This is a genomic window from Acinetobacter portensis, assembly GCF_009372215.1.
Lineage (GTDB): Bacteria > Pseudomonadota > Gammaproteobacteria > Pseudomonadales > Moraxellaceae > Acinetobacter > Acinetobacter portensis.
Map to the genome: position 1 here is coordinate 1 of NZ_LWRV01000077.1, position 25,908 is coordinate 25,908.

General features: G+C 36.7%; 21 protein-coding genes. 3 read left to right on the forward strand and 18 right to left on the reverse strand.

Translation table 11 applies throughout. The features are described from left to right. The coding region (locus A6M14_RS08425) for a transposase family protein (protein ID WP_081310355.1) at positions 1 to 266 on the forward strand (266 nt) is incomplete at its 5' end. 12 nt (positions 267 to 278) lie between these two features. On the opposite strand, the gene A6M14_RS08430 is transcribed toward A6M14_RS08425, so the two are convergent. From A6M14_RS08430 to A6M14_RS08510, 17 genes are all read right to left on the reverse strand, one after another. Next, complete coding sequence (locus A6M14_RS08430; RefSeq protein WP_152874519.1) at positions 279 to 833, reverse strand: hypothetical protein; 555 nt, start codon at positions 831 to 833, stop codon at positions 279 to 281. 132 nt (positions 834 to 965) lie between these two features. After that, a complete protein-coding gene (locus A6M14_RS08435) occupies positions 966 to 2,975 on the reverse strand; it encodes an esterase/lipase family protein (RefSeq protein ID WP_152874520.1) in 2,010 nt (669 codons plus the stop codon). Between the two features lie 112 nt (positions 2,976 to 3,087). Continuing rightward, complete coding sequence (locus A6M14_RS08440; protein WP_152874586.1) at positions 3,088 to 3,924, reverse strand: ABUW_2363 family tetratricopeptide repeat lipoprotein; 837 nt, start codon at positions 3,922 to 3,924, stop codon at positions 3,088 to 3,090. Between the two features lie 121 nt (positions 3,925 to 4,045). Beyond that, on the reverse strand, positions 4,046 to 4,852 hold the full coding sequence (cysE, locus tag A6M14_RS08445) for a serine O-acetyltransferase (protein ID WP_152874521.1): 807 nt from the start codon (positions 4,850 to 4,852) through the stop codon (positions 4,046 to 4,048). A gap of 14 nt (positions 4,853 to 4,866) precedes the next feature. After that, a complete protein-coding gene (locus A6M14_RS08450) occupies positions 4,867 to 5,694 on the reverse strand; it encodes an RNA methyltransferase (RefSeq protein ID WP_152874522.1) in 828 nt (275 codons plus the stop codon). Between the two features lie 27 nt (positions 5,695 to 5,721). Next, positions 5,722 to 9,291, reverse strand: a complete 3,570-nt coding sequence (gene dnaE, locus A6M14_RS08455) for a DNA polymerase III subunit alpha (protein ID WP_152874523.1) — start codon at positions 9,289 to 9,291, stop codon at positions 5,722 to 5,724. Positions 9,292 to 9,571: 280 nt separating this feature from the next. Continuing rightward, positions 9,572 to 10,267, reverse strand: a complete 696-nt coding sequence (locus A6M14_RS08460; RefSeq protein ID WP_152874524.1) for a methionine ABC transporter permease — start codon at positions 10,265 to 10,267, stop codon at positions 9,572 to 9,574. After that, positions 10,264 to 11,289, reverse strand: coding sequence for a methionine ABC transporter ATP-binding protein (locus A6M14_RS08465; RefSeq protein WP_152874525.1), 1,026 nt, complete (start codon positions 11,287 to 11,289; stop codon positions 10,264 to 10,266). The genes A6M14_RS08460 and A6M14_RS08465 overlap by 4 nt, the downstream gene beginning before the upstream one ends. Positions 11,290 to 11,361: 72 nt before the next feature. Then, complete coding sequence (locus tag A6M14_RS08470) at positions 11,362 to 12,231, reverse strand: MetQ/NlpA family ABC transporter substrate-binding protein (RefSeq protein WP_152874526.1); 870 nt, start codon at positions 12,229 to 12,231, stop codon at positions 11,362 to 11,364. Between the two features lie 570 nt (positions 12,232 to 12,801). Further along, positions 12,802 to 13,362 carry a hypothetical protein gene (locus A6M14_RS08475; RefSeq protein ID WP_152874527.1) on the reverse strand — a complete coding sequence of 187 codons (561 nt, stop codon included), beginning with the start codon at positions 13,360 to 13,362 and terminating at the stop codon, positions 12,802 to 12,804. Between the two features lie 17 nt (positions 13,363 to 13,379). After that, positions 13,380 to 13,856 (reverse strand): hypothetical protein, encoded by a 477-nt coding sequence (locus A6M14_RS08480; RefSeq protein WP_152874528.1) that lies wholly within the window; start codon positions 13,854 to 13,856, stop codon positions 13,380 to 13,382. Positions 13,857 to 13,944: 88 nt separating this feature from the next. After that, on the reverse strand, positions 13,945 to 15,228 hold the full coding sequence (gene purD / locus A6M14_RS08485; protein ID WP_152874529.1) for a phosphoribosylamine--glycine ligase: 1,284 nt from the start codon (positions 15,226 to 15,228) through the stop codon (positions 13,945 to 13,947). A gap of 177 nt (positions 15,229 to 15,405) precedes the next feature. Then, on the reverse strand, positions 15,406 to 16,980 hold the full coding sequence (gene purH / locus A6M14_RS08490; protein ID WP_152874530.1) for a bifunctional phosphoribosylaminoimidazolecarboxamide formyltransferase/IMP cyclohydrolase: 1,575 nt from the start codon (positions 16,978 to 16,980) through the stop codon (positions 15,406 to 15,408). Positions 16,981 to 17,074: 94 nt separating this feature from the next. Beyond that, a complete protein-coding gene (gene fis / locus A6M14_RS08495; RefSeq protein WP_001086304.1) occupies positions 17,075 to 17,344 on the reverse strand; it encodes a DNA-binding transcriptional regulator Fis in 270 nt (89 codons plus the stop codon). A 387-nt stretch (positions 17,345 to 17,731) separates the two neighbouring features. Further along, entirely contained in the window at positions 17,732 to 18,592 is an 861-nt protein-coding gene (locus A6M14_RS08500; RefSeq protein WP_152874531.1) for a DUF3426 domain-containing protein, read from the reverse strand. Positions 18,593 to 18,612: 20 nt separating this feature from the next. Further along, positions 18,613 to 19,515 carry a 50S ribosomal protein L11 methyltransferase gene (gene prmA / locus A6M14_RS08505; protein ID WP_163123841.1) on the reverse strand — a complete coding sequence of 301 codons (903 nt, stop codon included), beginning with the start codon at positions 19,513 to 19,515 and terminating at the stop codon, positions 18,613 to 18,615. Positions 19,516 to 19,633: 118 nt separating this feature from the next. Continuing rightward, positions 19,634 to 20,506, reverse strand: coding sequence for a bile acid:sodium symporter family protein (locus tag A6M14_RS08510; protein ID WP_152874532.1), 873 nt, complete (start codon positions 20,504 to 20,506; stop codon positions 19,634 to 19,636). Positions 20,507 to 20,795: 289 nt separating this feature from the next. Here A6M14_RS08510 and mnmG point away from each other — a divergent pair, with 289 nt between their 5' ends. Continuing rightward, entirely contained in the window at positions 20,796 to 22,676 is a 1,881-nt protein-coding gene (mnmG, locus tag A6M14_RS08515; protein WP_152874533.1) for a tRNA uridine-5-carboxymethylaminomethyl(34) synthesis enzyme MnmG, read from the forward strand. Between the two features lie 449 nt (positions 22,677 to 23,125). On the opposite strand, the gene A6M14_RS08520 is transcribed toward mnmG, so the two are convergent. Further along, complete coding sequence (locus A6M14_RS08520) at positions 23,126 to 24,124, reverse strand: helix-turn-helix transcriptional regulator (protein ID WP_152874534.1); 999 nt, start codon at positions 24,122 to 24,124, stop codon at positions 23,126 to 23,128. 285 nt (positions 24,125 to 24,409) lie between these two features. Between A6M14_RS08520 and A6M14_RS08525 the strand changes: the two genes are divergently transcribed. Then, a complete protein-coding gene (locus A6M14_RS08525) occupies positions 24,410 to 25,894 on the forward strand; it encodes a circularly permuted type 2 ATP-grasp protein (RefSeq protein WP_378226906.1) in 1,485 nt (494 codons plus the stop codon). Positions 25,895 to 25,908: the final 14 nt, after the last annotated feature.

Genomic DNA, 25,908 nt, shown 5'->3' on the forward strand with positions numbered 1-25,908 from the left:
GGTATTTAGGGATAAAAAAATTGGGTTTTGGATGCCTCATGCCATCTAAAGCAAAGAAAACTGAAAAATTAGATTCTGAATTAAAAAAGTTAAATAGAGAGATTGGTCGTAGACGAATTCAAGTAGAGCATGTATTTGGAAGGATGAAATGTTTTAAGATTTTATCTTGTGTATATAGAAATCGTCGTAAAAGATTAAACCTGCGGTTTAATTTACTTGCTGGCATATACAATTTAGATTGGGTGAAAGATAAACAATTAAATTGATTGAAAAATGATTTATGAAGGAAGTCTTATATATAAATTATAATAATTAGAGAATATGATGCCAATTATTCCACCCAGCCAACCTGCAATAATTGCGGTATAGAAACGCATACCAATAAAGCTATAAATAATAACAACTGCGTACATCATCGCGGCATGAAGCAGGGCTGTGTTATATGCTGTTGCTAATAAATTGATAATCACAAAGGTGATAGAAACAGCACCAATAGCGCCAAGAGAGGTATATAAATCAAAATACTTTGACCAAGATTTTTTAAATGAGCAGAACCAAGCAATAGAAACAATAATACCGACCCACTTATACAAAGACAGCCATTCGGAACGTATATATAAGTCTGAAATATTATTATAAACACCAACTGTCAAGAAGGTATATAAAAACAAAACCATCGGTGCGCGATATCGGAATTCGTAAGCAGCAGCCGATCGATATTGCTTGCGGTACATTTTCTCTATAGGTTTTGAAAAGTGTAAAATATTTAATCGGCTCGCAATGAGTGCATCAATTTGATCACGATTTAAGTTTTTTGTACCGTGTAGTTTCATATTGAATTACTTATAGTTAGATTAATATTTATGCTTAAGTTCTATAGTTAAAGAAATAGCATATTTAATTTGGAATATGCAAGTATTAAAAAAACCAATCTATATTTAGATTGGTTTTTATGAATTGAATTCTTAGGGTTTATGTAAGCCTAAATCAACCAAGTGTAATTTTAGAATTCGCCGAAGTTCTAAAACTGCTTCTGGTGTTTCTTGAATTGAGTGCCCACCTTTAATAATTTTTTCTGAAAGAGCACCATCTAAATGTGCACTTTTATAGGGAACAATATCATCAGAGATAATATTTATATCATCACTCGCTGTATTATTACCAATAATGCTGTGGTATTTAAATCCTTTATAAGGCATTACATTTTTGGTGATTTCAGTGAATTTCGAATTGTTACTTAAATCACTTGGACCATTTTGAATTAGTCCATGTCCAATTTCTTTGGCAAAGTTTTTCATATTCGCATTACCATCTTGCATTGAATTTGCAAGTGCTCCTAAAAAGGCTACAGGTAAACGAATGATTTTTCGTGCCGCAAGTGTAAACCAACGATCTGCAAATGCAGTTCCTCTATGGGGTGCTGCCAGAAAAATTGCACGACTGAAATTAGGTATATGATGCATTTCTAAACGTGCTTTGAATAATGGATCATTGGCATATTTATTTGCGCGACTATTGTTTAATAATGTCAGTGCAGGTTTTACTAAATCTGCATCACTGACTAATAATCTAGAAATAATACCACCCATGCTATGACCAATTAATACAGCATCTTTTTTGGCAGATGCTGAAGGTGCAACTTGGTTGAATGTTTGTGTGATGAGTGCATGAATTTGGAAACGACTTTCCAAAATTGGCATATTGGTTGAATAAAATACTTGCCAAACTTGATAGTTGTCGCGAAGGACAGGGTCGCCCATCATGTCATTGGTTAAGCGTACCCATGCTTCAGGGCTACTTGCGAGACCATGAACCAAAACAATCACTTTTTTGTTCGGATTATAGGGTTCTAGCATGAATAGATGTGGCGTGGTTAAATTATCATCACGATCGATAAGTGATAAATATGCTGAACGTAATAAATTATTTTGAGCAAGCCATAATCCATAAGGCGCTGAAAAGTTTGCTGCTAAAGGATATGAGTTTCCTGAAATTTTTACACTATCATGATTATAAGGATCATAGACTTTTAGGTTTAAAACTTTGCCATAGAGAATATCATCTATCGAAGATACCTTTTCTGGTTCAACTGTAACAGTAACAGCTAAGTAGCGTGCATTGTGAATATTGGGGTTGCTACCATTAGGGTATTTGTGGTGTAAAGGATCTGTAATGTATTCGGTTTTTGTATTCATTGAATTTTCATTAGGATCTTGTAACACCATTAAAAATTCAGAACCAAAACCATCTCGACGTGTAATAGATCTTAACCCTGAAAAGTTCATGTTGTAGGTCGACATTACATTTTCAATTTTTTGTGATTTAAGTAAGGGGTAGTTATCGAAATTGATTTTGTAAATACTATTGCCAACAGTCATACTTGGTTGAAATGTTGTGTATTTATATTTTAAAGCATGCGCATTTGAAAGTTTTGCAATGGCTTGGTTGTAAAAGTCTCGTATTTGAACTTGTCTGTTGTCAAAAATTCGATCATTTACATTACGTTTTGTTTTAAACATATATGCATAGCTATAACGAATACTTTGATCAAGCATGTGAAGCTGATTATCTAAACAGGTGTCATAAGCTTGCTGAATAGTTTTTTGTTTCTCTTCTGAACGATGGCTCGTTAAAATACTTGTTTTGCAATTTGATGAGTTTTCATAAGCAAGTGCTTTGGCTAAATACAGCTCACTTGCGGTGGAAAATAATTGTTCATCTTGAATTTGAGCAATTTCTTTGAGTTCTTTTACACAATGATCAGGATCATCTGAGCAAATTTTAGCTTCACGACCTGTCATGGAAAGCACATTTAAACTGGCTTCACTGAGTTTGTTGCGTGATAAAATACTGTCACGTTCTGTTGCAATCGTGGCATTGAGAGAGACGGTTTTAACACTGACAACCTGACAGCCTGAAAGTAACAAGGTACTAAAGGCTGCAAGGAATGTTATTTTTTTTATAAGTGGAGTCATGGACTTAATATATTAAATGTGCAAATTTCATCATACGATTTTTCGTTATTATTTCAATCTACAAATATAAAAAAAGACCGTCTAAACGGTCTTAATTTGTTAACAGAGTAAATTACTTAGATGGATTCATCACTTGCCATACATTCCAACGACCTTTCTTCTCAATTTCTTGAATAAGTTGATCCGCTACATGTGCTTCTTGTGAGTACTGTAATTTATAATTTTTTAGAATTTGAACAGCATTCTTCTTCTGTTCCATTGCTAAATAATTGTTTGTTGCAGAAAGATACGCTTCTTGAACACCAGCTTTCATTGCTTTATCTAGATATGGAATAGCTTCACGTTGACCACCACCTTCAGATAGTGCAAAACCAAACCAGAAGTTAAGTTCAGGATCTTCTTTATTTAACTTTTGAAGACGTTGTGCATAATCCATAGATTTAGTGGTATATGCAGAACCTAAGTCTAGGTTGCGTGCCATAACACTTGCTTTAAATGCGCGAATCAGTACATCAAAAGATGCATTGTTATTTGCTGTTAAAGTTTCAAGTTGTTGATTGACTTGTTTTAGTTTTGCTTCAAAGCCTTTACGTTCTTGGCGTTCTGTAAAGCGAGGTGGGTAATGACGAGCTTTACCCTCAACTAACTGTAAAAAATCATCAATTTCAGTCACATCTATTTGGTTGCTAGATGCCGATGTTGCATAAGAAACTTGACGCGTTTTACTGTTTGTTGCAGGAACAATTAAACGATTTTTACTTGAGCCTACTTTTTTCAACTCTAATTCAAATGCAGGTGGTTCATTATAATTAAATGGATTAAGTGCATAAAATGGAGCAGAAAGGGATGGTTCTTTGAAAACGATTGGTTCGTTACTTGTTGGTAGAACTGAGCAAGCAGATAAAAGTGCAGCTGATAGTACTGTACATGCCAACGGCTTAAGCATCATCATGATTCATCCATTCATTTATTTTAAAGTGTGATTTGGAGCATATCTATTCGTTTCATCAGTCTAGAAAAACGAAAAAAAATATGCAAGTTACGGCTTGTTAATTTGTGAAGTCAAACGCTTATGCTTTAGATTGGCTACTTTGAGCTTCACATTCACGTCTAACATCTTCAATTATTTTCAATTCTTCCGCGCTAAAAGGTTGTTCTTTTACATGTTGCTTTTTGAATGTAGGGTCAAGTAAGGATAAACGTTGACATAATGTATTCATCCGTTTTTCATTTTGTTGAATCCGATCCAATAAAACACGCATACCATCAAGAATTGGGTCAGATTGGTCTTGTGTTGCAGCATAGGGTTGGAAGCCAATGCTTTCTGCATAATCACGACGACGTGCTTCTTCTTCACTGGGTTTGTTTTTCGTGATAAAACGCGCAGGATTTCCAACAGCCGTGGTATTTTCAGGAACTTCCTTTGTTACCACAGCATTTGAACCGACTTTAGAGTTTTTACCCACAGTAAAAGGCCCTAAAATTTTTGCACCTGCGCCTACAACCACACCATCTTCAAGTGTCGGATGGCGTTTACCTTTGTTCCACGTTGTGCCGCCCAATGTCACGCCATGATAAAGCGTCACATCATCGCCAATTTCAGCAGTTTCACCAATCACAACACCCATGCCATGATCGATAAAAAAGCGACGACCAATTTTAGCGCCAGGGTGGATTTCAATACCAGTTGAAAAACGGCTAAATGAAGAAAGTAAACGTGCTGATCCTTTACAGTCTTTTTTCCATAATTCATGTGCAACACGATGCATGATTAATGCATGAATGCCAGGATATGTGGTTAAGACTTCAAGTGTGTTTCGTGCGGCAGGATCGCGCGCGAAGACAGCGTTTATATCTTCTTTAAGCTGTTTTAGCATTGGATTGATCCCCATTATTTTTCAGACTTCGACTGTTTCCATGTGCCATTATTTAATGCCTGAACACGGCTAAATATGCCACGAAGTAAATGATATTCCATACGATCTAATTGTATACGACCAAATAGACGACGCAAGCGTAAAGGAAGTAATCGTGGGTTTTTAGGGTCTAAAAACTCAATTTCAGCTAACATTTTTTCAATATGCGGATAAAACTGTTCCATTTGTTCATGTGTTACAAGTGGTTCATCCCATTGCATATCTTCGGTATCTGTTACATGCATGGTCGCTTCAAGATCAACTTCTTTGCCCATTGTGTCCATGGCTGCCATACGCATTTCATAGCAAATGACTTGAATGGCTTGTGCAACATTTAAAACGCCATAATCTGTATTTACAGGAATGGTCACATGAAAGTTTGCAAGAGCAAGTTCATCATTGGTTAAACCACGATCTTCACGACCAAAAACAACAGCAACTTCTTGTTTGTCATTTATTACGGCTTTTAATGATTTTTCAGCCGCAGGGCGTGCATCTAAAAGTGGCCAAGGAATTGTGCGGCTACGTGCGCTTGTACCAAATACAATGTGACAATCTTTAATGGCATCTTCTAAAGTGTCTACTATTTCAATATTGTCGATTAAATCGGTTGCGCCTGCTGCAAGTGCATTGATATCTGGATGCGGATATGTTTTTGGTGCAACCAAAACAAGCTTAGATAAGCCCATGGTTTTCATTGCACGTAAAGCACTCCCAATATTTGCAGGTAGTGTGGTGTTTACCATGACAATACGCACATGGGAGAGATGTGCTGAAACAGCAGCATTGTCAATATGACTCATAATAATTCCAATTTGACAGTCTTAATTTTAAGAAAATTGTTCGGCTTCAGCCTGATATTGTTCCATTGCATCATCCATAGACATACCATCTGGTGGAGGTGCAATTTGAGTAGGTTTTGTAGCTTCGTAGCTTACGACTTTTGCAGCTTTCGATTTCACTTGATATTCAATGTGTAAGGCTTCTTTACCGAAATAGTCTCTTACTTTACTGAGAAGTTCATCTAAAGGTGCAACTTTCCAGTTTATTCCCAGATGCAATTCGGTTGAAGCATATGCAAAATCAAGTTTTAACTGTACAGGAATGTGCGTATGCATATCGACATTACAGTACGGAAGAAGCATATTTTGCAGATCTTTATTTAAAGTTTTGCTGATATGTTCAGGTGCTAATTTAATTTGAATACTATTGGCACGTTTTTGGCGAATTTCATTGAGGTTAAATGCTTTGGTTAAACGACCCATAGGGCGGTCAAAGCCTTCACGCTCGTAAATTTCACCTTCAATCACCACAACTTTTTCATTCACAATCACATCTTTAAAACGTTGGAAACGTTCGTGATTGGCTGAAATTTCAATACGTGCTGTGCCATCGTCAAGTGTGACCATCATGCGGTTAGGGAAGTTGGCAATATCTACCACTAAACCTGCAAATACTGTGGTTACGCCACGACGTGTTGGTGTTAATTCATTAATTTTATTCGATACAAAAGATTTAAGTTCTGTTCTGTAAACATCTATAGGATGTCCTGTTAAGTACAATCCTAAAGTGTCTTTTTCACCTTTTAGGCGAACTTCATCTGACCAAGGTTTTACGGGTTTTGCAGGTTTACGTTGAACTTCTTCAACCTCACCAAATAAATCCATAATACCTGTTTCACGATTCGAACGAGCCTGATCTGCTGCTTGAACAGCTTCTGGAAGTTGTGCCATTAGACTTGCACGTTCAATGCCTAAACAATCCATTGCACCTGCACGAATCAGCGCTTCTAAGGTACGTTTATTGATTTTTTTCATGTCTACACGATGGCAGAAATCGAATAAATCCTTATATGGACCATCTTGAATACGTGAATCGATGACAGACTGCATTGCAGCCTCACCAACGCCTTTAATTGCACCTAAACCATAAACAATGGTTGATGGGCTACTTGCATGGAATTGGTATATAGACATGTTGATAGAAGGTGGAAGCACTTCTAACTTATTAATACGACAGTCATCAATTAAGAACACAATACTGTCTGTGTTCTGCATTTCAGAGGTTAAAACGGCTGACATGAATTCAGCAGGATAATGCGCTTTTAACCACGCTGTTTGATAAGCGACGAGGGCATAAGCGGCAGCATGTGATTTGTTAAAACCATAGCCTGCGAATTTTTCCATATAGTCGAAAATATGGTTCGCTGTTGCTTCATCAATATCTTTTTCAGCAGCACCTTTAATAAAGATTTGGCGTTGTTTCACCATTTCTTCAGGTTTTTTCTTACCCATGGCACGACGAAGTAAGTCTGCACCACCCAAGCTATAGCCTGCACAGAACTGTGCTGCCTGCATAACCTGTTCTTGGTAAACCATAATACCGTAAGTCGGTTCGAGTACTTTTTCTAACAGTGGATGTAAGTATTCAAAATCGCCACCATGCATACGGTGAATAAAGTCTGGAATAAGATCCATTGGACCTGGACGATATAACGATACAAAGGCAATAATTTCTTCGAATTTACTTGGGCGTGCTTCCTTGAGCATTTTTTTCATGCCCACGGATTCAAACTGGAATACCGCTGTTGTGTTTGCCTTTGCAAAAATTTCGTATGCAGGTTTATCGTCTAATGGAATATATGAAATATTCACAGGTTCTGTTACGTCTGTGCGTGCATTAATATGCTTAATCGCATCTTCAATAACAGTTAAGTTACGCAAACCCAAGAAGTCGAACTTCACTAAGCCTGCGGCTTCCACGTCGTCTTTATCGAATTGTGCAACACGTCCTGTACCATCTGCATCACACATGACAGCCGAATAGTCAGTTAGCTTGGTAGGTGCAATGACAACACCACCTGCGTGTTTACCTGTATTACGGGTAATACCTTCAAGCTTGAGTGCCATTTCCCAAATTTCAGATGCATCATCGTTATCTGGGTTAGATGGGTTAGTCACAATATCTTTAAGTTGAGGTTCTGCTTCAATTGATTCTTCTAAACTCAAACCTAAAGGTTTGGTTGGAATCATTTTTGAAATACGGTCGGCTAAACCATAAGATTTACCCAATACACGGGCAACATCTCGAATTGCACCTTTGGCAGCCATAGTACCAAAAGTTGCAATTTGCGATACAGCATCTCGACCATAGGTACGTGCAACATAGTCAATAACACGGTCACGACCTGCGATACAGAAATCGACGTCGAAATCGGGCATGGATACACGTTCTGGGTTTAAGAAACGTTCGAAAAGTAAGTCATAACGTAATGGATCAAGATCGGTAATTTTTAAGCTATAAGCTACAAGTGAACCTGCACCCGAACCACGACCTGGGCCTACAGGTACGCCATTGCCTTTAGACCATTGAATAAAGTCCATGACAATAAGGAAGTAGCCGGGGAAGCCCATATCTAGAATGATTTTAACTTCAAAAGCTAAACGTTCATCGTAAGGTTTGCGAATTTCAGCCCAATCATCTCCACGCTTTTCAGGTGGATAAAGGAAATCTAAGCGTTCCTCTAAGCCTTCTTCCGATAAATGTGCGAAGAATGAGCCAATGGTATGACCTTCAGGAATTGGATAATCGGGTAAGTCGTTAAAACCTAAACGTAATGTTACGTTACAACGTTTTGCGATGTGATACGTATTTTCAATTGCTGTAGGAATATCCGAAAACAGCTCAATCATTTGCTCAGATGTTTTGAAATATTGCTCTGGGGTGTAACTTTTTGGTCTGCGATTATCGCCAAGCACATAACCATCTGCAATACATACACGTGCTTCATGTGCTTCAAAATCTTCACTTTTAATAAAGTGAACATCATTATGTGCAACAACACCAATATTATATTTTTTTGCGAGTTTTACCGCTTCGTGAATGAAATCTTCTTCACCAGAATGATTTGTACGAGAGAGCGCGAAGTAAACTCGATTACCAAATTTTTCAACCCATTCTTCTAATAGTGGTTCGGCTTTTTGCGGATTAGATGTACATAGCATTTTGCCGACATCACTTTGCATGCCTAAAAGAACAATTAAGTCTTGGTTTTGTTCTAAAATTAATTCTTTTTTTACACAAGGAATATCGAGTTGTTGTCCTGAAATATAACCTTCAGAGACAAGTTCAGTGAGGTTGCGCCAGCCTTTATTGGTCATAGACAATAAAGCAACACGATGCTCTGCATCATTTAAACGTAATGTTGCACCTAAAATAGGTTTAATGCCTTTGCCCAAGCATTTCTGATAAAACTTTACCGCAGCATGTAAATTTGATAAATCGGTAATGGCAAGTGCAGGCATTTGATCATCTGCTGCAACTTTAACAAGTTCAGGTATACGAACAATAGATTCCGTAATTGAAAATTCTGTTTGAATACCAAGATGTACAAAGTGCATAAATGAGTCCCTGCAAAAACACCCGCTATTTTAGCACGCTCTATTGTTATTCTGAGTGTAATTGAATTGAATTGATGAAGTTTTATCTAATATTTTATAGAAATATAACATGATCAAAACATTAACAAATGAAAAACTATAGAATTTGGATGTTTTATCTAAAAAGGCGGGAGATCTTGATGGTTTTTCTAAACGATAAAATAGATGAGCTAAAATAAAAGCCCTCAATTGAGGGCTTTTATTTTTCAAATTTCATCAAGAAAAAAATCTGCAATAGGTATTATCTTAAACGAGATAACCATTCACCTAAAGACTGAACAATTTGAACCAGAATAATCAGCACAATTACGGTTAAATAAATCACGCTATCATCAAAGCGTTGATAACCATATGAAATAGCAAGGTCACCAATACCGCCTGCACCAATTGCACCAGCCATTGCAGTTGCGCCAATTAAACTAATGAGGGCAGTGGTTAAGTTTAAAATAAGCGAGCTACGTGCTTCAGGAACAATAAACTTAAACACGATTTGTAATGGTGTTGCACCCATTGCTTGAGCAGATTCAACAATACCGCTATTCACTTCAAGCAAAGAAGATTCAACCAAGCGACCAATATATGGCCCGACATAAATGGTTAAAGGCACAATTGCAGCCCAAGTACCAATGGTTGTACCTGTAACAAATTTTGTTAAAGGATAAACCGCAATCATTAAAATAATGAAAGGTAATGAACGCAATGCATTAATAATTGGGTTTAAGCCATAATAAATTTTAGAGTTGGGCAAAATACCGTCTGCACGCGTCATAACAAGAATAATCCCTTGAATGAAGCCCCAGATTGTTCCAAAAATCATTGCAAAAAACACCATGCTAAATGTTTCTTGTAATGCGGTAACAAACTGATCCATTGAAACTGAACTAGTCCAAAACGGTGCTGTCATTTGTGTCAGTAATTGAACAATGAGCTCTCTCATGCGATTACTCCTGATTGTTCAACTTCTACGCCGTGAGATCTTAAGAAATCGATGGCTTGTTGAATAAGTGCATCATCACCTAGAAGTTGAATAAACATTTGTCCAATCACAGTACCGTTAATTTCGGTCATATTGGCAAAAAGAATATTCAAACTAATATCAAACTGTTTAATAACTGCCTGAATAACTGTTTCTTGTGCAGAACTACCTAAGAATTTAAGGCAATACACACTGTTATGATTTTGATTTTCTAAATTACTCAAAATATTTACAGGTAATTGTTGCTGTAAAACTGTTTGAATGAAATTTTTGGTTGTAGGATGTTTCGGTTGACTAAAAATTTCTAAAGTTGAACCTGATTCAATGACCTTACCTTGTTCCATTACAGCCACATAGTCACAAACAGTTTCAATTACGTCCATTTCATGGGTAACCATTACGATGGTAATACCGTGCTCTTTATTGATTTTTTTCAATAAAGCTAAAACAGATTTAGTTGTTTGAGGATCTAGTGCACTTGTTGCTTCATCGCAAAGTAAAATTTTAGGATGATTGGCAAGGGCACGGGCAATACCAACACGTTGCTTTTGACCACCCGAAAGTTCATCTGGGTAGGCATTGGCTTTATGTTTAAGGTCAATAAATTCTAATAATTCATTTAAACGTTTTTCACGCTCAGCTTTGCTGTAGCCCAACAGTTTCATTGGCATTTCAATATTTGCAGAAACCGTTTTGGTTTGCAGTAAATTGAAGTGCTGAAAAATCATGCCAATATTGGCACGTTCGCTACGAAGTTCAGAAGCGCTTAAAGCGGTGAAATCGGTTTGATTGATAATCACTTGACCGTCATTTGGACGTTCTAAAAGATTAATCAGACGGATTAAAGTACTTTTACCAGCTCCGCTATAGCCAATGATGCCAAAAATACTGCCATCTGGAATTTGAAGGTTGATCTGATCTAAGGCACGAATAGTTTGGCCATTGAGCGTGTAATGCTTGGAAATATTTTTAAATTCAATCATATCGTCAAAATTAATCTGGAATGAAAAACAGGCAAAGAGATTTGCCTGTTTTAGTTATTATTAATTATATTACTATTTAGTTTCAGTTAAATAGCTGATTGGTTTATTTACGTCAACTTTAGTACCTTCAAATTTCTCTTTAATGAACTTTTGAGCGGCTTCAGTATGATATAAAGCACCAACTTTTTGTAATACAGGATCATTTGCACGATCTGCAACAACAGCTAGAACATTCACGTTAAGTTTTGTACTTTGGTCAACTGGCTCATAAAAAACAGAATCTTTAAGAACGTTTAAACCACCTTCAAGTGCAAGTGTATTACCTAAAACAATTGCATCTACTTCGTCTTTAACACGTACAGCAGTTGCCATTTGAATAGGTTTAATCACAATTGCTTTAGCATTTTCAGTGATGTCGTTTGGTGTACCAGTTGCAGGGTCAAAGTCAGCTTTTAATTTCAATAAACCCGCAGATTGAAGAAGAAGTAAAGCACGTGCTTCATTTGCTGCATCGTTTGGAATAGCAATTGTTGCGCCATTTGCAAACTCTTCAACTTTTTTAACTTTGCTTGAGTAAATACCCATTGGCTCTAAGTAAGTTGTAGATACAGGTGCAATTTTATCTTTGTTTGATGCATTGAATGCAACAAGATATGCATAAGATTGGAATGCATTGATATCAATTTCTTTGTTTGCAACAGCGGTATTCATTGCAACGTAATCTGTAAAGCTTTTCACTTGAAGATCAATACCTGCTTCTTTCGTTTCAGGTAATTTTGCAATAAAGTTCCAAATATCAGCATCTGAACCTGTAGAAGCCATAACAACTTTTTGTAATTCTGTTGTTTCTTTTTGCGCTGCTTCAGTTGCAGGTGCTTCAGGCTTTGAACAAGCTGTTAAGCCAACTGTAAGACCTAAAATAAGTCCAAGAATTTTTTTCATTTCTTCGTCCTAAGTAAATTTATAAGTGATAAATTTACGATAACCAATGTTGGAGAGATTATAGGTTAAATAAAGCCTTAGCGTGTTGAAGCTAACGTGAGCGTTATTTAATAATCAATTACTTATATGGCAGTTTCCATACTAAACAATGACTTTATAGATTGAACTAAATAAAGGCAAATTTTGTTTTCTTTGGAACAGTTCATAACTTGGCAATATCATAACAATAAATAAATATTCGATATAGTGATGAAAAACAGAATACTTAGCTTAATTATTGAATAAGGGTTGTAATTTATTCTATTAAATTTATTTAAAAACAATAAATTATCTAAATATTAATTTAATTTAGCTTAATAGTAATGTCTTTATTCATCTTTATAAGATTTTATCTGATATAAAGATGAAAAATGAATATAGAAGTAAACTTATAAATGAAAATGTTGAATGAATGAAGCCTTATAAAATGCTTGTGTAAAAGAAATATGTATTCTATGTTCAATCGCAACTCTATATATTTTCATTTTGCTTATTATTTAAGAGGGAAAGAGGGTTTTGTTGCTTGGAAACTTAAGACTTTCTTTTATATGCAAAAGGAAAGAGATCAAAAATTTTTCTAACAGGATAGTCACGTAAATATTTATATGTAGATAGGCGATAATATTCATTCCAGTAACTTACAGATCTTTGATAAGTCAGATAACAGAATTCTTTATTTTGCTGAATAAATTTATTAATAACAGATTTATTTGCTTTTATATACGGGTAGAGATCCTCACAAATTTCCACAACATACTCGCCTAAGAGCATAAAAATATAAGGAATAACAAAATCGTCCTCTTCTAATAGGGGATGAATTTGCATAATATTTTTAATAACTTCATGACGGATAAATCCATTGTGATGACGCGTAAAAATACAATTTATTATGAGTTGTTGGTGACATGTGAATGAATCGAGTTGAGCCATCGTTAAGGGTTTATTATAAATTCGATAAGGAATTTGAAGGAAATTTTGATTCAAAGTAATATTACGACATGCATCGATATCGTCTAAAACTAAATAATTTTTTATGGAATTGATGTCATTCCTACAATGTAAAGGAAAAGCATTTTCTAATGAATTAATCATTTTTAGTCACTTTGAAATTAAATTGTATGTACATTTTGAAGCCATTTAAGTAGAAATTTATATAATTCTCTATATATATGTTGAGCTGTCGTGTTAGAAACTAATTGTATTTGATCATCATAGATAATGATGTGGGTATATAAATTGCCTTCATGTAATTTGTCGCTAAATTCATGTAAGTATTCGGAGAGAAACACTAAATTATCAAGATGATATTCATATTGATGATCTAAATTGTGTGGCAACTTTTTTTGTACATATTCTTCTAAAACGGACAGAGCGATTTTTCCTGTATCGATTTTTAAAAGTTGCGGATTGATCTCGATAAAATATTTTTGAATTTTATCTGCTGATTCCATAAAACAGAGATTAAGCGCAAATTCGTTATGGACGTCTTTTAGAAGGGTTGCTTCTGCCCAATATTGAATGTCTTTTGCTGTACATAGTCCTACAATCAATCTTATTTTTAAACAAAATTTTTCTTCATCATTCATTTTTTAAATTTTTAAATAAAATTGTTGATTTAATTGTGGCATAAAAAACCCCGCACTAAGCGGGGTTTTTATTTAATCTAAATTTAGATTAAGCATTTTCACGAGCAATTGCGCGGTAACCAATATCTTTACGGTATTGAACACCATCAAACGTTACTTTTTCGCAAAGTTCCAAAGCTTTTGCTTGTGCTTCGCCAATCGTATTACCTAACGCAGTTACGCAAAGTACACGACCACCCGCAGTTAAGATATCGCCATTATCATTGGCTTTAGTACCTGCATGGAAAACTTTAGCATCAGTCATAACTGTATCTAAACCTGTAATGACATCGCCATTGCTTGAAGTTTCAGGGTAGCCTTTAGATGCTAAAACGATACCTACAGTCTTACGCTCATCCCATTGTGCTTCCGCAGGTAAGTTACCGTCTAAACCTGCTTGAACTAAATCAACCAAAGATGATTTTAAGCGCATCATGATTGGTTGAGTTTCAGGATCGCCAAAACGACAGTTGAATTCGATGACTTTTGGTTGACCTTGTTCATCAATCATCAAGCCTGCGTATAAGAAACCTGTGTAAACATGACCATCTTTTTTCATGCCTTCAACAGTTGGACGCATCACTTCATTCATTGCTTTTTCAAACACGTCTGAAGTTACAACAGGAGCAGGAGAGTAAGCACCCATACCACCTGTGTTTGGACCTTGGTCGCCTTCAAAAATACGTTTGTGATCTTGGGATGTTGCCATTGGCAAGATGTTGTCGCCATCAATCATGCAAATGAAAGATGCTTCTTCACCTGCAAGGAACTCTTCAATCACAACACGAGAACCTGCATCGCCAAATTTGTTGCCTGAAAGCATGTCATCAATCGCATCGAATGCTTCTTGATTGGTCATGGCAACAATGACGCCTTTACCCGCAGCAAGACCATCCGCCTTAATCACAATTGGCGCGCCATTTTTTTCAACAAAGGCTTTAGCAGCATCTACTTCTGTAAATACGTCATAAAAAGCTGTTGGAATATTGTGGCGTTTTAAGAAATGTTTAGCGAAAGCTTTAGAGCCTTCAAGTTGTGCAGCAAATTGAGTTGGACCCCAAACTTTAACACCTGCCGCGCGACAAGCATCGACAACACCATTTACAAGGGGAGCTTCAGGACCAACAATAATCATTTCAACAGTATTATTTTTTGCAAATTCGATAATCGCAGCATTGTCTAAAATGCTTAAGTTTACGTTTTCACATTTATTTTCAGTTGCTGTACCTGCATTGCCTGGTGCAACAAATACTTTTGTTACTTGATCGTCTTGTGCGATTTTCCAAGCGAGGGCGTGTTCACGACCGCCATTACCCAATACTAAAATATTCATTTAAAAAATCCCTCGAAAATGATAATCCCCCTTGCGAACTCAGAATATATTCTGAGGATTCTCACCCTTTAAAAAGGGAGGAGTATCACGAAGTTAAAGTACACTCTATTTCGTGAAAAGTCCCCCTTTTTTGAAAAGGGGGATTTAGGGGGATTTATAAATACGACTTATAATTAATTAGTGGCGGAAATGACGCATGCCTGTGAATACCATTGCAATACCTGCTTCATCAGCAGCTGCAATTGTTTCTTCATCACGCATAGAACCACCCGGTTGAATAATGCATTTGATACCTGCTTTCGCAGCGTTATCAATACCATCACGGAATGGGAAGAATGCATCAGACGCCATTACAGCACCTTCAACCACTAAACCTGCATGTTCAGCTTTAATTGCAGCAATACGAGCAGAGTTTACACGGCTCATTTGACCTGCGCCAACACCAATCGTTTGACGACCTTTTGCATAAACAATCGCATTAGATTTAACGTATTTCGCAACTTTCCAAGCAAAAATCATGTCATCAATTTCAGCTTCTGTTGGTGCGCGTTTAGTTACAACTTTAAGATCAGACGCTTTGATCATGCCTAAGTCTTGGTCTTGAACTAATAAGCCGCCATTTACGCGTTTGTAGTCAAGTTGTGCAGCACGTTCATCAATGTTCGGTAGTTCGCCACATACAAGTACACGTACGTTTTTCTTCGCACCTGTTACTTCAAGAACGCCTTCAGCAATGCTAGGTGCAATAATTACTTCAACGAATTGACGGTCAACAATTGCTTGAGCAGTTGCAACGTCTAATTCACGGTTGAATGCAATGATGCCACCAAATGCAGATTCAGGATCTGTTGCATAAGCAAGATCGTAAGCCGCGTGAATACCATCTAGAGAAACTGCAACGCCACACGGGTTTGCATGTTTAACAATAACACAGGCTGGTTTTACAAAAGATTTAACACATTCAAGTGCAGCATCTGTATCTGCAATGTTGTTATAAGATAATTCTTTACCTTGTAACTGCGTTGCTGTTGAAACAGAAGCTTCTGAAGCTGTGTCTTCTACATAGAAAGCAGCAGATTGATGTGGATTTTCGCCATAACGAAGATCTTGTACTTTATTTAATTGAGTATTGAAAGTACGTGCAAATTTGTCAGCTTGACCTTCTTCTTTACCTACGCGAGCGCCTAAGTAAGAAGCAATCATGCCATCGTATTGTGCTGTATGTTCAAATGCTTTAACTGCTAAGTCAAAACGTGTCGCATGAGATAAAGCACCCTCAGCTTTAAGTTCAGCAACTACAGTTGAATAGTCAGATGCATTTACAACAATACCTACAGATGCATGGTTTTTCGCAGCAGCACGAACCATTGTAGGACCGCCGATGTCGATATTTTCAATCGCATCTGCAAGTGAACAGTTTGGTTTAGCAACAGTTGCAGCAAATGGATAAAGGTTAACAACAACTAAATCGATTGCATCAATGTTATGTTCAGCCATCACAGCTTCGTCTAGACCACGACGAGCTAAGATACCCCCATGAATTTTAGGATGTAGTGTTTTAACACGACCATCCATCATCTCTGGGAAACCTGTGTGCTCTGAAACTTCAACTACGGCAACATTATTGTCTTTCAACAATTTGTATGTACCACCAGTAGATAAAATTTCTACCCCTAGAGCAGCAAGTTCTTGTGCAAATTCAACAATACCAGTTTTGTCGGAAACAGAGATTAAAGCGCGTTTCATAGTCATGATCTTCGTCACAGTCTTTAAGGAACAGATTAAAACAAATTAGCCAATATACAGATAAAAAAAATGCCCGCGGAAGCCGCAAGCATTTTATCATTTATTCACTCATTAAACCGTGAGCTTTCAACTTTTTACGTAGAGTACCACGGTTAAGTCCTAGAATCTCAGCAGCGCGGGTTTGATTCCCTCGCGTATATTCTAGAACCACAGATAAAAGAGGTTTCTCCATTTCTGCCAACACCATGTCGTAAACTTGTGATGGTTGCTCACCTTGCAATTGTGCAAAGTAGTGGCGAACTGCGCGATCTACGTGAATACGAAGAGCAACATCAGATTGAGCAGTAAAAATAGGAGATTTGCTATTCATGCGAATTAATCCGAAACAAATATCACTTGGGTAAAGTGATATATAAATATGGTCTATAAAATTTAACGAATATTCTGTCTTAGATCCTAAAACAGAATATTTTAAAACTGGTATATAGCTTGCCACAACTCAGGGCTTTGGTCGAAATTTAAGCGTAACAATAGTTAAAGATTTGTTACAGACCAATATCAAAACAAAAAAATCTACTCATACGCATTATGGTTGATAAGGCGCATTTTGTTGATCAGTATTTGTTGTGAATTTTGCGAGGAGTTTGCAGCACAAAGCTTTCGTGGCGCGTATAATACCATTGTATAAGGAAAAGTGAGCAAGAAAACTGCATTTTTTTTACTTTTTTTTGCAATTTTTAATAGTTTTTTTCAATGTTCAGGGGCGAATAATTTCCAAGTGGTAATTATCGAAGTCTTTTTTGTCTATAGGCGCAATAATATTGAAGTTAAATGGGCTGTTCTGAGGAATTCGTTCAATATTAATAAGACTTTTAATTAAGTATTCTTTTGGGCGGTAGGTTTGAGAATGAACTGCAACATTATTCTTAAAGAAAGTAATACTTACTAAAGGTAGCGCTAAACTGTGTTCATTGTGGTTAATAATGTAACCTGAAACATTTGATGATGTTTTATGAATAGGGGTGACTTTTACATTTACAAAATCTACTAACTTATATTGCTCAATTAAACTTTCACATTGGAACATGCCACATATTTTTGTGTAAGCACTATTAATAAGAGAGTTGTTATTTAGCATTTTAGGGTTAATCATTACAATTTGAAGTACAAATATAGCGATTAAAGAAAAATTAATGATTCCCCAGATGGTGTAATAACGCGTCGTGTTTTTCTTTTCAGGATTAAAGTCTGCATCTTTTGCTAAATTTAAAGTGGGAAATGCACTAATAGGTTCAGGGTTGAACGCATTCAAATTATTAAGATATGTTTTTAAATTGATATTAGAGTTTTCAACTTTTTGCTCAAAAATATTGAGAACATTCTTTGCTAATAGCGGGGTGTATGAAATGTCTTCATTGTTAATGTGCTGATCAGGTCGATTTTCTTGATATGAGATTGTCTCGTTTGAATCTGAGAGAGTAGATGTTAAATATGAAATGGCATTAAAGGTTGCTTCACATTTAGGGCAACAAACCATGCCCTGAGCCGCAGTAAGCTGCGGAACAGTTACTTTATAAGTAGATAAGCACTCAGGACATTTAGTTTGTTTTTCACTCATAATTTATACTAATAGTGGTATTAGAATGAATGACGTTTCCCGGAAATTCTGCACCAGTATTCGTCGCGCGTTTCAACTTGCAATATATCAAAAAATTCAGAATAAACGCTAGAAACATCATCAACTTGTTCCTGAATAACACCTGCAAGTGCAAATTCACTTTCAGATTTTACAAGTGTCGCAAATTGTGGTGCAAGCATCATGAGTGGGCCAGCAAGAATATTTGCCACAAACACATCTGCTTTTTGATCTTTTAGTGTTTCATTAAACTCGTCGGGTAAACCAACAAATAAGTTATCTAATACGCCATTGAGTTCAGCATTTTGTTTTGTTGCTAAAACAGCTTGAGGGTCAATATCGGTCGCATATACTTTTTTAGCACCTAATAATAGTGCTGCTACACCTAAAATACCTGAACCACAGCCATAATCAATCACAATTTTATCTTTTACGTCGGTTTGTCCAAGCCATTGTAAGCAAAGGAATGTACTTGCATGGTTACCTGTACCAAATGCCAAACCTGGATCTAACTTAATATTTACAGCATCTGCTTCGGGTGGTTGCATCCATTCAGGAACAATCCAATATTTCTCACCAATTTGGATTGGCTCGTATGCATCCATCCAAGTGCGTTCCCATTCTTGGTCTTCCATGAATTCGCTACGCATAGGCTCTGTAGGAAGTTGAGTGCGAATAAATGTTTCTAAAGCAGCAACATCTATTTCTTCATCATCTTCTTGAGCATAAATACCTGTAACAATCACTTTATTCCAAAGTGGCGTTTCGCCTGGAAGTGGTTCAAGTAAGTCTTGATTTTCAGCATCATCTAAAGTCACGCTTACTGCGCCAAGAGATTCTAAAAGCGTTTCTGTAAAATCAACTTGTGCTTGATCAACGGTAATATGAATTTGTAACCACTTCACGGGAATAACCTAAAAAATTTTATATCTTGCATATTGTAGCCGATCTGCATGATGACTGCTTGAAAATCGGCACAGTGAATAGAAGATACTGCACCGATTTTAAATTTATTTCATTTAATCACGTCATATCGTTGGTTGATTCTTTTGTGCGTGTAATCATAAAGCCGAATATTGCAGCAAAAACATACATAAAAATTGAATAGACTGCGGCAGGCATTGCAATCGTTGTATTCGCCATAACAGTTAATGCAATGGTCATGGCTAATGTACTGTTATGAATACCAATTTCAAAGGCACATGCACGTGCTTGAGTACTACTAATACCTAAAACACGTGGTACAAAGTAACCAATGGCTAAACTACATGCACAGAATATTGCTGTTGCAAGTCCAACTTGGGTTAAATAAGTGGCGATGTTTGTACGCTCTGCAAAAATAGCAAGGGCGATAATTGAAATTAAAAAGATCACCGCAAATATTCGTAATGGTTTATTTAATTTCTCGGTGAGTTTTGGTGCGTAATGACGAATCAACATTCCAATGCCCACAGGAATAATAATGATTGCAAAAACTTGAAGGATTTTAGAAAACTGTAAAGAGATTTGCTGACTTTCTTGCATAAAGTGCAAAATTGCAAAATTCATTATTAAAGGTAGTGTAAATGCTGCAATCACTGAATTAATTGCTGTTAGGCTAATATTCAGTGCAATATCACCTTTAAATAAATAGCTAAATAAGTTTGCGGTACTACCACCAGGGGATGCTGCTAACAACATTAAGCCCACGGAAAGTAATGGTGGTAAGGAAAGCACTTTACAAAGAATAAAGGCAAGCGCCACCAATATGACTAATTGGCAGAATAGGGCAATGAGTACAGCTTTAGGATGTTTAGATACACGTTTGAAATCGTTGAGGGTGAGTTCTAAACCCAAGCCAATCATAATAATGGCAAGTGCTAAAGGTAGAAGAACGGTAATTATTCCCATATTCATATAAAACTCCTTTTAATTTTATCGTTTTCGCATCATCCAGATGCTTTGCTTGTCGCTTATAAATTTTTAATTATTTGAATATAAATAGATATTAACCATACTTATATAGGGCTTGTAAATACTAAAAAGTGACTGCTCTGCAATGGTCGGTTTTGAGAAATATTCTTTTTTTAAAGTATTGTATGAATCACGTATTTTTTTATTACGATAAATTCGACTTAAATTGTCAACTTAGACACTATTTTTTGCTACAATCTGCAGTCATTATTTTTATCTCTCATTTACCATTATGCATTATCCTAAAGTTTACGATGTCATTGTTATCGGCGGTGGTCACGCAGGTACAGAAGCGGCATTGGCTGCGGCACGTATGGGTCGACAAACCTTACTCTTAACTCATAACATTGAGACTTTAGGGCAGATGAGCTGTAATCCAGCCATCGGTGGTATTGGTAAATCGCATCTTGTGCGTGAAATTGATGCCTTGGGCGGTGCAATGGCACTTGCTGCCGATAAAGGCGGTATTCAATTCCGTATTCTAAACTCACGTAAAGGTGCAGCGGTTCGAGCAACTCGTGCCCAAGCTGACCGTGTGCGTTTTAAAGCTGCGATTCGTGAAACATTAGAAAACCAAGCCAACTTAGATATTTTCCAACAAGCAGCAGACGACTTAATTGTTGAAGGCGATACCGTTAAAGGTGTTGTAACGCAAATGGGTGTTCGCTTCGATGCGAAAACGGTTGTATTAACCACAGGCACATTCTTAGGCGGTGTGATTCACATTGGTCTAAACAACGCTTCTGGCGGTCGTGCGGGTGATCCTCCTTCAATTTCTTTGGCTGCGCGCCTTCGTGAATTGAACTTACCTGTAGGTCGTTTAAAAACAGGTACGCCTCCACGTATTGATGCACGTTCGGTCGATTTTTCTGTGATGACAGCACAGCCGGGTGATTTCCCATCTCCGACCATGTCATTTATGGGTGATGCATCTATGCATCCTGAACAGGTGAATTGCTATATTACGCATACCAATGAACGCACTCATGACATTATTCGTGGCGGTTTAGACCGTTCACCTATGTACACAGGCGTTATTGAAGGTGTTGGTCCACGTTACTGCCCATCGATTGAAGATAAAATTCATAAATTTGCAGATAAAGATTCGCATCAAGTGTTCATTGAACCTGAAGGTTTAGACACGCATGAGCTTTATCCAAATGGTATTTCTACATCTTTACCATTCGATGTTCAGTTTGAATTGGTTCGCTCAATTCGTGGTATGGAAAACGCGCATATTATGCGTCCGGGTTATGCTATTGAATACGATTACTTCAACCCACAAGCGTTGAAATTCTCTTTAGAAACTAAAGCCATTAATAACTTGTATTTTGCAGGTCAAATTAACGGTACAACTGGTTATGAAGAGGCTGGTGCACAAGGTTTACTTGCAGGCTTGAATGCTGCGCGTCGTGCATGGGATCAAGAGCAATGGACACCAAAACGTGATGAAGCGTATATGGGTGTATTGGTTGATGACCTCATTACTTTAGGTACTAAAGAACCGTACCGTATGTTCACATCACGTGCTGAATACCGTTTGATGCTTCGTGAAGACAATGCCGATCAGCGTTTAACAGCGATTGGTCGTGAAATGGGTCTTGTAGATGATGAGCGTTGGGCTTCTTACTGTGACAAAATGGAAGCAGTAGAGAAAGAAACAGGTCGTTTGCAACACCTTTGGGCTGCGCCAAATAACCCAATGGGTAAAAAGTTCGTTGAAATGACGGGTGCAGATTTATCTAAAGAATGTTCAGCAATTGATTTGTTGAAACGTCCAAATATTAACTTTGCTCAAATTGCAGAATTAACGGGTTCTGAAGTTACGCCATTTGTGGGCGAGCAAATTGAAATTGCTGTGAAATATGCAGGTTATATTAACCGTCAGCAAGAAGATGTTGCTCAAATGAAGCGTCTTGAGGAAACAAGTATTCCTGCCGATTTTGATTATGACGTTGTTTCTGGTTTATCTCGTGAAATTACTTTGAAATTGAAAGATATTCGTCCTGAAACTTTAGCGCAAGCAAGTCGTATTCCGGGTGTTACACCTGCTGCGGTTCAATTGGTGATGATTACAATTCGTAAAAATAACCAAGCTAAAAAATCTGCATAAGATTTTGAAGTGATAAAAAGCCCGCATAATGCGGGCTTTTTTAATGAATGAATTTTTATCTGAGAAATATTGGTGAATTTAAGTATCTGATTGAAAAAGTAAAAAGGCTTATCTATTTTTTGTATAAAAAGTACACATTAGTTCTTAAAGATAAAAAGTGATTTAAGTTTCACATCAACTTATTTCACAAAAATTATAGGAAAGTTTAAATTAGCTTCATGTTCAAAACACGAGGTAAATACCATGACTATGAAGCGTATTCGTTATAACAATTCAGATTTAGCCTGCCAATGTTAAAACTGAACTGTAAAATAACAAATATAAAGAACAATGAAGTTTGTAATGTCGGTTGTCTTGTTTACAAGCTTCGATTTCTATAAACCAACAGCGCAAAGAACGATAACAATATAAATATAAAACTATAAAAGCCCCTTGAAAGGGGCTTTTTTTTAATCTTCGATTTCATGAACTGCGTTATAAACATCTATAGGTTGAATATCTTGAATACGACTACCAAAACTACGCAACCACCAAACCAATTGAGATGTAAAAGGAACTGAAGCCTGAACTTGAACAAGACCATTGCCTAAATCTTCTAAAACCTGATCTTTACTGAGTTGGCTTTCTTCAAAATATGCAGCATTTACATCTGTCATTATTAGTTTTAACTCAATGAGATCTGTGGGCTTAGAATAATCGACACGGAAGCCTAATGCACCAGATTCAATATATTTATCTATATCAAAATCAACAGGATGCAATGCACGAGAATTTAGCACTTTTGCTGTCTTGAAACGGTGCAACGCAAAAGTTTGAATATCGGTTTTGTCTAAACGAGTGCATATTAAATAAATAACCGCACCTTTTTGAACCAATGCTAAAGGATTGAGAACATAAGTTTTTTCTTCTGCACCGACAGTACGCGCATGATAAACACATTCAAGCTGCTTATCTTGTAATAAGCCTTCATAAATGGCTTGCTGAGAACCCCGTTCAACCAATGGTGGAATAAGTGGTTGGTTTGCAGGAACAATACGAACACGATTAATCCATTGGCGTACATTGTTTTGTGTTGAAAGGCTACGACGTGCGAGGTCAAACCAAGGATTCATTTCTTCAACTAAACTAGGCGGAAGTAAATGCTTTAAATGCTCTTCAACCATCATAAATGTCACCGCTTGTGAGCTGGTCATATGCGGTAAACTTTGAATAGGTGCATCTGCTCGCCAACGCCAACCTTGTGGCACAGTGCCGTTATTTTCAATAGGAAAGCGTTGCGATATTTGGTTCAAGTCACGTTGGATAGTACGCAAACTAATATCAATGCCTTCGCGTTGCAAAATTTCTTGTAGCTCACGCGTACCCATCCATTTTCCTGTAGATAAGCGTGAAAGAATTTGCCATTGGCGATATAAGGTATTCGATGTTTCTTTTTCTTGTGCTTGCATAATAGATCAAAGTACGATGAATTGAGAAAAAAGTATTGCTTGAATACAGGACACAATAAGAAAACTACTTACTTTTAGCAAGTAAATTTAACAAAATCCTATTCAATCAATTTTTACTCTAAATTTGCAATTTCCTTAAAAACTAAATAAGTTTTATTCAATATGAAAAATAATTGGCATTTAAATTGCTTACACATAATTACATAAAATTACAATGAAGAGGTTTGTATGCTTAAAGAAGATCATGCTGTTACTACAGTTTTAGATGATGTAGCTACAAATCAAATGAATGTTGGGTCTACGTTAGATTCAAGTACTAGAAAAAATACGCATGGCTTATTTGAACAAATTAAAAAGCAATTTTTCAATGAATTGTTTGATGATAAAACGATGTCGGGAAATGCTGGTGAGAAAATAGAAAACTGGCTATCTCAACATAGTCTTACAGATTTGCAGTCATTAAATGATGCTGCAAAATCACATTTTTTATATGAAGGTATTACATTTTCGGTATATGGAGAGCAAGATGGTTCAGAGAGAACCATTCCATTTGATGTGATTCCAAGAATTATTGCTAAAAAACAATGGAATACAATTGCTTTAGGTTGCTCGCAACGGGTTCGTGCACTTAATTTATTTTTACATGATATTTATCATCAACAAGAAATTCTAAAAGCAGGAATTGTTCCTGAGCTTCAAGTGCTTACACATGAGGCATATCAACCACATATGTATGCACATGACTTAAAAGGGAAAATATATAGTCAAATTAGTGGTATTGATATTATTCGAGACAAAGTAGGTGACTTTTATGTGCTTGAGGATAATTTAAGAACACCATCAGGCGTGTCTTATATGCTAGAAGGGCGAAAAATTAGTCAAAAGCTGATGCCTGAGTTGTGTAAGCAAAACAATATTTCAGCCATAGAGCAATATCCGCAATTACTCAGAGAGATTCTTGCGGAAAATGCTTATGTCGATCGCCCGATGATAGTGGTGTTGACTCCGGGTAGATATAACAGTGCTTATTATGAACACGCATTTTTAGCACGAGAAATGGATGTGCCATTGGTGACATCAAAAGACTTATTTGTTGAAAATGATAAGGTTTATGTCAAAACTGTTCGTGGTCGTCAGCAAGTTCATGTGATTTATCGCCGTTTGGATGATGCTTTTATCGATCCGCTTTGCTTTAAGCCTGATAGTACGCTCGGTGTTCCGGGATTAATGTCTGCGTATTTGCAAAACAATGTGGTGATTGCAAATGCACCGGGAACAGGTGTAGCAGATGATAAATCTATTTATCCTTATGTCGATAAAATGATTCATTTTTATTTGGGCGAAGAACCTGTTCTTAAAAATGTACCAACGTATCAATGCCGTGAACAACAAGATTTAGATTATGTTTTGGAAAATCTTGAAAAATTAGTGGTAAAAGAAGCGCAAGGTTCGGGTGGTTACGGCATGTTGATTGGACCGCATGCCTGTGAAAAAGAATTGGCTATTTTTAGAGATAAACTCATAGCAACGCCGCATTTATATATTGCACAGCCTACGTTAGAACTTTCTGTATCTCCAACTTTAACTGAAAAAGGTATTGCGGAACGCCATATTGATTTACGTCCATTTGTGTTGAGTTCTCCGTATAGGACTGAAATTGTTCCAGGTGGCTTAACACGTGTCGCAATGGAAGAAGGTTCTTTGGTGGTGAACTCATCTCAAGGTGGCGGTATTAAAGACACATGGGTTGTCGATTCTTTACATTCATAAGTTTGCGATACTGA

Excerpts from the sequence above, each read along its gene's own strand:
- A6M14_RS08430 (WP_152874519.1), bottom strand. The coding sequence starts at position 833 with ATGAAACTACACGGTACAAAAAACTTAAATCGTGATCAAATTGATGCA.
- A6M14_RS08435 (WP_152874520.1), bottom strand. The coding sequence starts at position 2,975 with ATGACTCCACTTATAAAAAAAATAACATTCCTTGCAGCCTTTAGTACC.
- A6M14_RS08440 (WP_152874586.1), bottom strand. The coding sequence starts at position 3,924 with ATGATGCTTAAGCCGTTGGCATGTACAGTACTATCAGCTGCACTTTTA.
- cysE (WP_152874521.1), bottom strand. The coding sequence starts at position 4,852 with ATGCTAAAACAGCTTAAAGAAGATATAAACGCTGTCTTCGCGCGCGAT.
- A6M14_RS08450 (WP_152874522.1), bottom strand. The coding sequence starts at position 5,694 with ATGAGTCATATTGACAATGCTGCTGTTTCAGCACATCTCTCCCATGTG.
- dnaE (WP_152874523.1), bottom strand. The coding sequence starts at position 9,291 with ATGCACTTTGTACATCTTGGTATTCAAACAGAATTTTCAATTACGGAA.
- A6M14_RS08460 (WP_152874524.1), bottom strand. The coding sequence starts at position 10,267 with ATGAGAGAGCTCATTGTTCAATTACTGACACAAATGACAGCACCGTTT.
- A6M14_RS08465 (WP_152874525.1), bottom strand. The coding sequence starts at position 11,289 with ATGATTGAATTTAAAAATATTTCCAAGCATTACACGCTCAATGGCCAA.
- A6M14_RS08470 (WP_152874526.1), bottom strand. The coding sequence starts at position 12,231 with ATGAAAAAAATTCTTGGACTTATTTTAGGTCTTACAGTTGGCTTAACA.
- A6M14_RS08475 (WP_152874527.1), bottom strand. The coding sequence starts at position 13,362 with ATGATTAATTCATTAGAAAATGCTTTTCCTTTACATTGTAGGAATGAC.
- A6M14_RS08480 (WP_152874528.1), bottom strand. The coding sequence starts at position 13,856 with ATGAATGATGAAGAAAAATTTTGTTTAAAAATAAGATTGATTGTAGGA.
- purD (WP_152874529.1), bottom strand. The coding sequence starts at position 15,228 with ATGAATATTTTAGTATTGGGTAATGGCGGTCGTGAACACGCCCTCGCT.
- purH (WP_152874530.1), bottom strand. The coding sequence starts at position 16,980 with ATGACTATGAAACGCGCTTTAATCTCTGTTTCCGACAAAACTGGTATT.
- fis (WP_001086304.1), bottom strand. The coding sequence starts at position 17,344 with ATGAATAGCAAATCTCCTATTTTTACTGCTCAATCTGATGTTGCTCTT.
- A6M14_RS08500 (WP_152874531.1), bottom strand. The coding sequence starts at position 18,592 with ATGAGTGAAAAACAAACTAAATGTCCTGAGTGCTTATCTACTTATAAA.
- A6M14_RS08510 (WP_152874532.1), bottom strand. The coding sequence starts at position 20,506 with ATGAATATGGGAATAATTACCGTTCTTCTACCTTTAGCACTTGCCATT.
- mnmG (WP_152874533.1), top strand. The coding sequence starts at position 20,796 with ATGCATTATCCTAAAGTTTACGATGTCATTGTTATCGGCGGTGGTCAC.
- A6M14_RS08520 (WP_152874534.1), bottom strand. The coding sequence starts at position 24,124 with ATGCAAGCACAAGAAAAAGAAACATCGAATACCTTATATCGCCAATGG.
- A6M14_RS08525 (WP_378226906.1), top strand. The coding sequence starts at position 24,410 with ATGAATGTTGGGTCTACGTTAGATTCAAGTACTAGAAAAAATACGCAT.